The sequence below is a fragment of the Novipirellula methanifontis genome, from assembly GCF_052161655.1.
In the GTDB taxonomy this organism is placed as follows: domain Bacteria; phylum Planctomycetota; class Planctomycetia; order Pirellulales; family Pirellulaceae; genus Novipirellula.
Map to the genome: position 1 here is coordinate 6,471,920 of NZ_CP197418.1, position 12,157 is coordinate 6,484,076.

At 54.3% G+C, this 12,157-nt stretch carries 7 protein-coding genes; 5 read left to right on the plus strand and 2 right to left on the minus strand.

Features of this window, described 5'->3' with window-relative positions; all coding sequences use genetic code 11:
- The first annotated feature begins 245 nt into the window (after window positions 1-245).
- The 4 genes from SH528x_RS23315 to SH528x_RS23330 all read left to right on the plus strand — a co-directional run bounded on the left by SH528x_RS23315 (window position 246) and on the right by SH528x_RS23330 (window position 6,046).
- Window positions 246-1,385 carry a radical SAM protein gene (locus SH528x_RS23315; protein WP_442505851.1) on the plus strand — a complete coding sequence of 380 codons (1,140 nt, stop codon included), beginning with the start codon at window positions 246-248 and terminating at the stop codon, window positions 1,383-1,385.
- Window positions 1,358-2,857, plus strand: coding sequence for a protoporphyrinogen oxidase (gene hemG / locus SH528x_RS23320; RefSeq protein WP_442505852.1), 1,500 nt, complete (start codon window positions 1,358-1,360; stop codon window positions 2,855-2,857). The genes SH528x_RS23315 and hemG overlap by 28 nt, the downstream gene beginning before the upstream one ends.
- Before the next feature lie 120 nt (window positions 2,858-2,977).
- Window positions 2,978-3,784 (plus strand): YwiC-like family protein, encoded by an 807-nt coding sequence (locus tag SH528x_RS23325; RefSeq protein ID WP_442505853.1) that lies wholly within the window; start codon window positions 2,978-2,980, stop codon window positions 3,782-3,784.
- A 429-nt stretch (window positions 3,785-4,213) separates the two neighbouring features.
- Window positions 4,214-6,046: an SHD1 domain-containing protein gene (locus tag SH528x_RS23330; protein WP_442505854.1), complete on the plus strand. Its 1,833-nt coding sequence runs from the start codon at window positions 4,214-4,216 to the stop codon at window positions 6,044-6,046.
- 155 nt (window positions 6,047-6,201) lie between these two features.
- Here SH528x_RS23330 and SH528x_RS23335 read toward each other — a convergent pair whose 3' ends face one another.
- Window positions 6,202-8,316, minus strand: coding sequence for a 3-keto-disaccharide hydrolase (locus SH528x_RS23335; RefSeq protein WP_442505855.1), 2,115 nt, complete (start codon window positions 8,314-8,316; stop codon window positions 6,202-6,204).
- A gap of 943 nt (window positions 8,317-9,259) precedes the next feature.
- On the opposite strand from SH528x_RS23335, the gene SH528x_RS23340 reads away from it, so the two are divergent.
- On the plus strand, window positions 9,260-10,135 hold the full coding sequence (locus tag SH528x_RS23340) for an isochorismatase family protein (RefSeq protein WP_442505856.1): 876 nt from the start codon (window positions 9,260-9,262) through the stop codon (window positions 10,133-10,135).
- Between the two features lie 54 nt (window positions 10,136-10,189).
- On the opposite strand, the gene SH528x_RS23345 is transcribed toward SH528x_RS23340, so the two are convergent.
- On the minus strand, window positions 10,190-11,818 hold the full coding sequence (locus SH528x_RS23345; RefSeq protein WP_442505857.1) for a LamG domain-containing protein: 1,629 nt from the start codon (window positions 11,816-11,818) through the stop codon (window positions 10,190-10,192).
- Between the last annotated feature and the right edge of the window lie 339 nt (window positions 11,819-12,157).

Sequence of the window (12,157 nt, forward strand, 5' to 3'; positions counted from 1 at the left end):
GGACCCGGCCGCTCACGCGCGAGCGGCTCACTAAATCAACAAGCCGTTAAGCGTTTCGACTTGGTTGGCGATTCACGAAAGTCTTGACGACTTCCGCTACGGGGATTCCCGAAAATTCAACTCTTCAGCCGGGCTCCTTGATGTGACGTTTTGCCACGGGCGTTTTTCGCCAACCTATTCTATACCCACGCATGCACATTAAGGTACAATGATCAGACATCGCTCGTTCAATAAGGAATCGCGAAATGATTGCTCGCCCGAATCGGCCTCTTTCACAAGCCACCCGGCCTACGCATGTACGGTCACGCAAATCGTTTGTCCACAGTCCAATGCTGGTGTTTTATGAATTGACGCGGGCTTGCGATCTGGTGTGTTTGCACTGCCGAGCGTGTGCCCAAAGTCATCACGACCCGCGTGAATTAGCAACCGCGCAGTCCAAGCAACTGATTGACCAATTAGGCGAATTCCCTGATCCGCCGATGCTGATTCTGACTGGTGGCGATCCGCTGAAACGTGACGACATCTACGAGCTGATCGAGTACGCGGTCGGTTCTGGCATCGACGTGTCGATCACTCCGAGCGCCACGCCGTTAGTGAATCGCGATTCGATCCGGCGACTTCGCGATGCCGGGATTTCCCGGATGGCGATCAGTGTTGACGGAGCCGATGCGGCCACACACGATACCAATCGTGGCGTCGCAGGAAGCTTTGACCACAGTATGAATGTGCTGCAGATCGCTCGCGATTTGGGTGTCGAAACCCAAATCAATACGACACTAACGCCGGCCAACGTGGACCAAATCGAAGCGATGGGCGATCGATTTGCCAAGCTTGACATTGCACTCTGGTCGGTCTTCTTCCTGATCCCAGTCGGTCGCGCGACGACGATGCAGCGATTGGATGCGGACCAATGCGAAGCAGCGTTCGCACGCTTGCATGCTCAAGCATTGCAGCAACCTTTCATGGTCAAAACGACCGAAGCGCCCCATTACCGCCGCTACGTGATCCAAAACAAACCGAAAAATTCGCCCGCTTCACCACGCGGGTTCATTCCTGCGGGGGTGAACGATGGCAAAGGCGTGATGTTCGTCAGCCACACCGGCGAGATCTTTCCAACCGGTTTTCTGCCCATCCATTGTGGCGACTTTCCAAAGCAGAGCATCGTTGATGTGTATCAATCATCGCCCACGTTCAGAATGCTTCGCGATAGCGACCAATTACAAGGCAAATGTGGCGTGTGCGAGTTCCGCAACGTGTGTGGCGGATCGCGAGCCCGAGCCTATGGTGTCACCGGAAATCCGATGGCCGAAGAACCCGATTGCAACTACATCCCTCCCGCTTTCCATGAATCATCGCCATGTCCACCGACACAAACCGTCGTATAGATAGCGACGCTGACTTAGATTTCGACTCTGGCACCAACCATCCCGTCGCTCCGCGCCCCCGCGTTGCCGTGATCGGGGGTGGCATCTCGGGGCTAGCCGCGGCGCACCATATTCGCAAACTTTCGCCGGATGTCGACGTTCACGTATACGAGTCGGGGTCGCATTTAGGCGGCGTGATCAAGACTACGGAAAAAGACGGATTCCTGATCGAAGGGGCCGCCGACAATTTCATCACTACATCGCCGACCGCGATCGAGCTTTGCAAGGATCTAGGACTCGGTGACGAGTTGATCCGAACGAATCCGGGAGGGGGCGGAGCGATGGTTGTCAGCCATGGCAAACTGCAGCCGATTCCGTCTGGATTTATGGTGATGGCTCCGTCGCGAATTTGGCCTCTAATATCAACCAAGATCCTGTCGCCGATGGGCAAGCTACGCTCGGGATGTGAAGTCTTCATTCCTCGAAAGAAGGCCGACGAGGACGAGTCGCTGCGTTCGTTTATTTGCCGCCGCTTCGGCACCGAGATGTTTGAACGACTCGTCCAGCCATTGGTGGGCGGGATTTACACCGCCGACCCAACGCGATTGAGTGTCGCAGCGACGATGCCGAGGTTCTTGGAAATGGAACGTAAATACGGAAGTCTGATTCGAGGAATGATGGCTGGCCGCCGCACCCAAAAACAAGCGAGTGAGAAACGAGGCGGTGCAAGGTACAGCCAATTCATGACACTGCGAGGCGGGATGTCGCGTTTGATCCAGTCGTTGGGCAACAGTCTGCCTGCGGATGGTATTCATTTGAATTCGCCCGTGCGTGAGTTGACAAAGACCGATTCGGGCTGGACCATCCAACACGACGATGGGAACCAAACGACAGCGGACGCGGTTGTCGCCGCCGCTCCGGCGAATCATGCCGCCCAAATGCTGCGACGTGTTGATCCCAAGATGGCCCGGCGACTCGGACGGATCGAGTACGCCAGTTGTGCGGTCGTCTCGCTGGCGTTTCGCCGAGACCAGATTCGCACGCCGCTGCACTCGTTCGGCTTCGTCGTCCCGCATGTCGAGAACCATTTCATTTTGTCGTGCAGTTTCTCGAGCGAGAAATACGAGGGTCGTGCTCCCGACGGCACCGTGCTGATGCGAGTGTTCATCGGCGGCGCGATGCAACCAGGCCTGCTTCGCATGCCCGACGCACAATTGGTTGAATTGGCACATTGGGAACTCGCCAAGTTGCTCGACATCGATGGCGAACCGATACTGCGACACATCACTCGTCAAACGCATGCGATGCCCCAGTACCATGTCGGCCACAAACAACGGATCGCCGAGATCAACGAACGACTTGATTTGCATCCCAACCTGGCTCTCGCCGGCAGTTCGTTGTCGGGCGTCGGCGTGCCTGGATGTATTGAAAGTGGCCAGAAGGCGGCGGCACGTGTTGTCGAGTCACTAAAACAATGCCCCTGCAAAGTATAGGAATGAGTGGCAATTCATGGTTGCCTTTTGATCGGCCAACGCACGGTTAGCGGACGCTACTTTTGCGGAGCAAAAGGCGACTCTAAGCCAACCCGATTTTTACCTTTTACGATCTCAATAATGAGCACCGTCACTCTAACAGACGACATCGCATCGAAAAGTTTACCGGCGGCGAAGCTGAAACCGAAGGAACACGGTGCGTACGCGATCCTTGGTATTCCCATTGTGACTTCGCTTGCGATCACGGGACCGACGGTCGTGGGCGTCTCAGTTGCCGCGGCATCGGTCGCGGGCTTTCTGGCTCATGAACCTTTACTGGTCGCATGGGGGCATCGTGGAAAACGTGCCAAACAAAATACGCCATCGGCGACTAAGCGATTGGGCACGTTGCTTGCGATCACAGTCATGTTTGGCACGCTTGCCTTGGCCCTCGGTTCGCCAAGTGTTCGCGGATCGCTGTTGGGATGCAGCGTGTTGGCCATTAGCGGCTTCGCTCTCGCTATTGCCGGTAAACATCGCACGCTAGGTGGCCAGATGTGGGGCGTGATCGGATTATCGGTGCCATGTGTTCCGATCCTGCTGGCCGGTGGACTCTCATTCGCCGACACAATGCAAATCTGGACGACTTGGCTTGTCGGGTTTGCGGCGACAACAATGGCGGTCCGCGGAGTCATCGCGGCACAGAAACGGCACTCGCGACAAATACACTGGTTATCAATCTCGGCACTCTCGATCTTGGTTGCTGTCACGACATTTGCCGAATATTCGTTGACGATTACCACACTGCCGATGTTGGCAATGTCTTGGTACCTGATGTTGGATCCACCTCACGCCAGACAACTCAAACGCGTCGGCTGGACGCTCGTCGTCGGCACGGTCGCCACCGCCGTATGGATGCTCGTCCGAGTGATTGCCATTAGTAGTTGAGCGTCAGTGGCCGATAGGCTGACGCCAATGGCTACTACATATCGCCACTCCGTGGCTGATATTAGTCCCAAAGGGACGGCACGATGTAGCCACGGGCGTGAGCCCGTGGATGCTCGGAAAAACACGAGCACAAAGCCCCGAAGGGGCGATATGAAACCATGTGATCGAGCCTGACGGCATCCTGCAAACCCGATCCTCCTAGTCCTCTCGGGTTGACGTTCAAAACGCGGTGCACGCTAACGGCTTGGAAAGCCGTGCGACAATCAAGGACGGGAACACCGCTGCATCGACACTGTCGTGTTTTCGTTTTTTTTTCCGATCCGCCGCTTTTTTCGCGCCCCCTACCAATCGGTTCACTGCCAATCAGATAGGCTGGCATGAAGCCGTTATCAGCCGATTCAACTTGCTTCGCAAACTCAATAGGTTCTTATGTTCCACAAAAACACCTACTCAAAATCATTGTCTCCGCCTGCTTGGTTCGGCGGAATTTGCTTACTTGGATTGTTCGTCGCGATTGGCACTCCATTCTGTGCCTCTGCGCAAGCGGAAACGTGGACCGATGCCACTGGGAAATTTTCAATCGATGCAAAGTTCGTCGGGGTGGAGGGCAAAAGCATTGTTTTGCTAAAAACCAATGGAGCAAAAATTAGCGTGCCCATTGCTCGCCTAAGTCCGGAAAGCCGCAATCTGGCTCGCGCGGCATATGAACAAATGCGTAAGGAGCTCAAACAACCAACACAGCCACCGTCAGATTCGCAATCCGCGATGGCACCCGCTGTGACTCGCACGCTGAATTTCGAACCACCTACACCACCACCGGTAGCTCCGATGCAACCGTTTCCGGACAACTTATCGGTTCGTGAAACGATTGACTTTGCAAAGCAGCAATTTCTCGCCGGACATCCCGAAGTGTTGTGGCACGCTCTGCCCGAGGAGATGCGTGCGACATTTGATGACGACCGTTTTCGCAGCGAGGTCAGCCCGTTCGTCGATCAGCGGTCCGCTCTACAAGACCAGGTAGAGCCGGTGGTCTTCAAGGCGATCAAAGTCTTGGTCACCAAGAAAGAGTTTGTGCTTGGCTCGCCGTTATTTGAAAAGGCACCTGCCGAGGCGATGCCGCAAATCAAACAAGCTTACGATCCAGCGGTTGGCGTCCTTTACGAGCTGATTGACTTCGCTTTTTCCATCGAGATGACGGGTGAACGTAACCTGTCCCAAACGATCAATTATCACGGCCCTCGGATCGGCGGCCACTTGAAACCCTTGTTCGACCTAGCCCCCCCCGGGGCAATCGATGGTTTCCTCGACTCGCTGACGATCGAACAAATCGATGAAGATCACGCGATCGTGCGAGTTCCGGAGACTGAGGCTGAAACCGAACAACCCGCAAGCGATTTTAACTTTGAATTCACGTCGCGAGAAGCGAAACTTGTCCGCGTCTCGAATCGTTGGGTCACCGAGGAACAGTTCAAGCAATGGAACGAACTGAAGGCGAAGCTCGAATCTGGCGAACTGAAACAATCGATGGAACAGATGAAAGCCGATAACGCCGAAAGCATGCTGGGCATGACAATGATGGTTGGCATGTTTACCGGCATGGCGGGCACTGTGCTGGATTCGCTATTGGCTGCCGAGTCGCAAGAGGAGTTCAATCAAGCAGTCGCTCAAGCGTCAGCGATGGCAAATATGGGAGGAGGAAATAGCGGCGACGCGGCTGGTCCCGAAATGGAATTTGGTTTTAGCGGCGAAGACAGCATCCAATTCGAAATCTCCGAATCAATGGAGAGTTCCGGTGCTAATTCGGAATCCGCAAAGGTCCCATCGGGCCCGGCACCAGAAGGATGGACATTGGATCTCACCGGAGTGGAAATTCCAGCGGCGGCGGCTTCCGGCGTCGCAGCTGGTACGCCCGCCACGATCAACGAAGCAACCATCCGCGATGGGATCCTGCATTTGACTCACCGCGAAGGCAATAACGACGCTAATTCATGGATAATTTTTACGTTCCTGGACGAAGACGAGAAACCTGACGGCAAGACATTTGACATCAACGCAAAATCAGGCTTCTCATCGCCTCATGTGCATTTTCGTCATGGCACGGCCGACGGTGGCTCCGAGACAGAGGTCTTCATGAGCGAATACGCGATGCGATTAGAATTCGGACAAGCAGCCGACGGAAAGCTGCCAGGTAAAATCTATCTGTGTTTGCCCGATGCGGGCAGAAGTTTGTTGCGAGGAACATTCACCGCCACGATCGAGTAGCGTCGCAGCGGGATGGGCGAAAAATATCTCTCGGGCTCCCGCGTAGTTGCCGTCGCGTTCGCAGCGGAAATCCACGCTCTGGCGAGCGTAGCTACAAAAGTAATAAATCGCCCGTCGCTGAGCGACGGGCAGACACGACGGCAGCACGCAATCGATTATTGCTTCAGCCCGTCGGTCGGAGCCTTGCCGAGAGGCCATAGTTCGTAGCGGCGAACGAACATTTCCGCTTGCTCGGTTTGCAAAAGCAGTTTCCCGAAGTCCGGTGTTGCTTCAAACGCTTCGTTGACGACCACGCCGTTGACTTTGTAAAGCAAGTGGCCGCCATCGGCGATAACTTCCAGTCGTGTCCATTCTCCGAAGCGGCTTTCGACGTCCTGTTTTCCGCGGAAATCGATCTTATCCGCCCAGTCTTCGTCACGTCCAAACCAATTGATCCGGCCGCTCGAAAGCGTCGTTCGATCAGCACCACGCTTCCAGACTTTTTCACCGTCACGATCCTTGCCGATTTCCGCACTCAGCGAGACCGGAAGCACTTGACCGGTCACCGGGTCCGAACCGGTCAACACCAAAATGTCGCCTACGCCACCCTCGATGATCTGGGCCTCGATGGCTGCCATCCAAGTGTTGCCGAATCCACCATCTGGTCCCCAAGCGTGCACCAAGATTCCTGAATCTCGCGCACGATCCTCTCGATCTCCCCAAGTTTTCTTGCCCCATTTGAATTCAACAATCAGGTGATAATCGCGATAGGACTGGTTGGTGATCAGGGCACCGTAGCCGTTTCCTGAGATGTGAATCATCCCATCGGTCACCGTGAACACCTTGTTGGGATCCGCGTACTCGGTGTCTCGAATCCAGGTATAGAAGCCTTCGAGATTGCGACCATTAAACAACTTGATCGGGCCATCGGTCGGGCTTGCTGCGACGTCGCGAATTGGCGGTTGAGCAGGCTGACCGGGCAATTCGCGGATCGAGATATTGCGAAACGCGACAGGGTCCTGATGCCCGGCAAATCCGAAATGCCCGCTTTTTCGTTTTGCTCCCTCAGGAACCGGGCCGCTTTTTGACTCTTTCACCTCCGCGAGATCGGCGTCCAAGATTGTGAAACCATTCAGTTCGACTTTGATCTTAGATCCACGAACGGTGACTTGCTGAAAGTTCCACTCGCCGGTCGGTCGCAGATAACCGCGGTGCGCGGGAACCAATCCATACACCGAACCGTGATATTGGCGCGGATCGAGGTTTGCGTACTTCGCAGCTTCGGAGTCAAGGACTTGTAGTTCGATTCCCTCCACACTGGCGTTGCCTTTACCCGCGTACCGGATTGCAATTCCGTTGTTTCCTGCCGGCGGAAGTTTGAATTCCAATTTCGCGATGAAGTCGTCGTACTCTTTCTCTGTAAAGATCGTGCCGCCCTTGCCCTGTTTACAAACGATCGCGTCGTCCACGATTTCATAGTTGTCCAAATCGCCGCTCCACCCGGTGAAGTCACTTCCATTGAACACACGTTGAAATTGGTCGACATCGCTCATCGAAGTCAAAAGAGCGTTCGCTTCGTCGGCCGGAATTTCGCGAATTTTGATATCGCGAAAATAGAGTGTATTGCCATGGTTTTGCAGTTCAATCTGTCCACGCGGGTAGATTGGCAAATCCCTTTGCCAAAGATTCTCCATCACGACATTTTCAGCAACCAATTGGCCGTTCAATTTAATCGTCACACGCTCGCCGATCATGCGAATGTAAAACGTATTCCATTGCCCCACCGGTTTGTCCGCTTTGACCAGCGGAAAACGGGGGTTGCGTTTGTTGTTCCATAGTGCACCTGATCCGTTCTCGGCGCCGTGACGAAAGTAGTTTTCAAACTCGGTGTCCCAAATCTGGACCTGCGGACTGCCACGCAGATAGATGCCACTGTCGCCACCTTCGAGGATTTTCCAATCGACATAAAGTTCAAAGTCACCGTATTCCTTTTCAGTACAGAGACTCTTGCCTTTGCCATCGAACTGCAGCGCGCCATCAACGACGCTCCAGTGGGCTCGCATAATCTTGTCTGCTTCCTGTTGCGCAGTCGACAACTCCGCCGCCGACATCGCGGCTCGCGACTTGGGATTTCCCACCAATCCTTTCCAGCCACTCAAATCCACCCCGTTGAACAACGACGTAAAGCCGCTAGGCGTCGCGGCATACGATGGCGTCATCGGCTGGTTGGCAACAAGTAATGCAAGAAGCATTAGCATCGTGGTTGATGGTAAACGATGGATCAGTCTCATCAGTTCATTCCACTGGGTAATTGTGCGAGCATCTTCGTTGTACGACGCAGAATGGGTCGTCTGTGATGCGTGGGGTGGGAAGCTATGACCGCGTCTTTTGCAGCTATTCATAGCAAAGGTGGGATTCGGTCAGTGAAGGATTGGCGGTTCGCCGGCATACCTTCGTGGATAATGTTGTACCAGCAGCAGCGTACCGGTTCATCCAGGCACCATCCTATTTCCTCCAAAAGGCGACCGCAACTACCGAGGCAACAAAGTCAATAGAGTTAGCGTGCTTCAAGTATTGCCGTCGCCTCTCGTTTCCCGTTGTGGGGAATAGCCTGGGCTGCCGACGCGTCGGCGTTGACATCGGATATTGGGGGTAATTTTTTCTTCCGGCTGATATTGCAGTTACCTCTCCACCGACGAAGTCGGGGGAGAGGTCGAGCACGCCCTTTAGGCGTTGCTCGGGTGAGGGGGCGTCCGCGCTATCGGCGAGCAATTACGGTGCAATCGGCAATTTTATTGGTGAGCGAGTTGCTCGGTCAGCCCCCTCACCCGAACGTCGCTGATGGCTCCGTTCGACCTCTCCCCCAACGAAGTTAGTGGAGAGGTGGCAGAAATCAAACGCAACTAAAAATCACAACAGGTCCAAAGATTTAGCAGTCCAGGATTAGCCCTGGCTGCTAAAGCTCCGGTATTGCCTGGAATTTGGGTTGTGCAAGTTTTCTTTCGATTCCTGGTCGCAATGGCGACGGCAGACGATTTCCCTGGACACGCGTTCGGGGCTATTACGTGCCGTCACCTCGTGGCTCGCCATTCGCGAATCATCCGCCCCCATGGCTGCGCCAATACTCTTTACACTGATAGACGTTTTAGATTCCCGCTGCTTTACGGGTATCGAGTCTTTCCACCATCGAGGCTGACGACTGTGTGTAATGATTTCCCATTGTTCCCAATCCTCATGCTTCACCGCCGTGTGGTCCTGCGTCAATTTCTGACGGTCGTATCCGCAATCGCTATGACCGCGTGCTTCACCGCCACGGCAGCTGCAGAGACGTTGACGCTGCACCCACGCAGCCAAGTCAGTGACGGCGGCGGAGGGCAACCGAGATATTTGACCACGACCGAGACGCAAAGCTGGAAAGCCGAGGAAACCGCAATCATCGTCTGTGATATGTGGGACCAACACTGGTGCGACGGTGCAACAAAACGCGTTGCCGAGATGGCCTTGCACATGAACACGGTGATTAGCCAAGCCAGGAACAAAGGGGTGTTGATCATTCACTGCCCCAGCTCGGTGGTCGATTATTACAAAGATACTCCGATGCGAAAACTCGCTCAGCAAGCTCCCTCGGTCGAAACCGCCCTTCCGCTCAAACGCTGGGCCTACCTCGATCCGTCACGTGAACCGCCGCTGCCGATCGACGACTCCGATGGAGGCTGCGATTGCGATCCCGCATGCAAAACACGACAGGCATGGAGTCGGCAAATCGACACGATCGAAATCCGACCCGGAGATGCGATCACGGACAACGCCGAAGCGTTCTATCTGATGAAACAGCGTGGCATTCGCAATGTGATTGTGATGGGAGTGCACATGAACATGTGCGTGCTAGGACGCCCCTTTTCAATCCGTCAACTGGTCTACCAAGGTCAAAACGTGGTGCTGATGCGAGATCTGAGTGACACAATGTACAATCATCGCCAAAGTCCTTATGTGGACCATTTTGATGGCAACCGCTTGGTTACGATGCACATCGAGCGATACTGGTGTCCAACCATCACCAGCACCGACATCACTGGAAAACCCGCGTTCCAATTCGCAGCGGATAAGTGAGGCAATCGCTATTTGAAAAACAGCACGAAAAGCCTACCAGAAATGGACTCCCCGTTAGTCAAGCGGGATCCAGGTTCCGTTCACGATCGCGCCATGATGCTGATTACCCGAGATATCTTTCGCGACAACTCCACTGCCTTCGTTAAACTTCAGCAGCAAGATTGTATTTTCGTCGGCATCAAATTCTTGAGCTGCTCGGAAGGGAGCGGTGTACTTGGCGATTTTCGAGATTCTCAACTCTCGTATCTGACCATGAAAGAAATCAACTCGCACGCGACCGGGATTGATCCCCAATTGGATTGGAATCTTGGACGCTTTGTGCCCGCCAGGCACTGGTTGGACGGACGACTGAATCTTTCCATCGACACAGAGGAAACATTGGCTCATGTCATAGACGCCAGCGACGTGTGTCCACTTGCCTAATGTGGCTGACTTGCCGGACTGGCTGAGTCGGTAGCCACCGGAGCGAGATCGGACCGCAAATTCCCAAAGTCCGTTTTTCAGAATTGCCAATCCTAAACCGGCGTCATCGTATGTCCCGCAGATCACTCCCGTTGTTTTCGGCGGCACGTCCACTTTGACAATCGCTTCGACCGTGATCGGATAGCGTCCATCGTATCGGAGGGTATTCACCGACACGTAACTCGTTTTCCCATCCAGAGCCAAGGCGAATTGAGGTTCGGAATGAGCATTGGTTGTGGCGTCATTTCGCTGCAGCCCCGCATCTTGGATTCGTCGCTGGACGCGAGCCTTATTGAGTCCGGAAAGATCTGGTATCGCCTTTACGTACCACATCGCGGCATGTTCGCGGATACTTTGTTTCTCTCGTTCATTGGTTGTCTCGGCAAACTCCCACCATCCTTCGCCGAGCGCCAGCGCATTAGCAGGCTGCGCCAGTTCTTGTTGGGAAAGGGATCTCAATACCTCGTCCGTGCCCACGGCCAGCATGGGTAGTCCCCTCGCCCAATCTCCCTTCGAAAAGCAATAGAATTTGCCGACCACAAGATTGGCTTCGGGGGCATCCGCGTTAACGGCGAGCGTCTCTAACGAGTTCGCGATTCGTTTATAGCCACGAGCCAACTCCACAAGGTCATCCTGTCGCGTGAGTGCGGCAAGACGCAGCGAATTATCTCTGGCTCTGAGTGCAGCATTGACAGCAATCTCGGGCAAAGGCTCGGCGATCACATAGCGGTCCGATTTGACGCATTGATCGATCAGTAAAACAAGCTCAGACGCGACGCCATGATGTTCGCTACGCATGCGCGCGGCATCCGCAATACTTGTGAGCGAAGCAACCTTCATCTGCAACGCGTCAATCTGAAAGGTTTCATTCATCGCGTCGATCACACGGATAGTAATATCTGGATCGCGTTGTTCAATCGCGATGTCTCTCGCAATTCGCAACAATACGAATCGCCCCGTCAGATCCTTCTTGGTGTCCAACCCGACCTGGTATAGTTTCTGAGCGAAACGCAACTTTTCTTCTCGCGACTGCGCCGACTCGTAGTCGTTTCTGTAAATCTCGTGAATGAGCGAGACCTTTTCTGCTTGAACTTTTTCATCAGGGACTTCCGCTCGCATTTCAAGCTCATCCGCAAACCCAAGCGAGGCGCTGAGCACTAGAGTTATCGCGAGATGCAAAAACGTCTTAGCTGGAATTAAAACGAAGGGAGGACTAGGCATTGGAAACAATCTTCACAAATGGGATCGCCTGAAAAAATTGGGATAAGTCCGTCGATGATCCCAAATTATATCGGTCATTGGGCAACTTGGCGAACCGAGGATCCGCTGGGTGTCCAACGGCAGCGAGATTGTGCGTGAAGTGGCCGCGTGGATGTGTAGGCTCGCCGTCATTTGTCGCGTCAGCAGCGATCGTCGACATGAATCATCTGCCGACGCCGCCCCCCCAGCACCCGCTGACGAAAAATGGGGCTCAGCGTTTGGCTCGCCGCGAAATCACGCCTCAGGGCCTCGCAGGAATTTTCGATTTCATTTTGGACGGAACATTGAAAACCGCTGAAC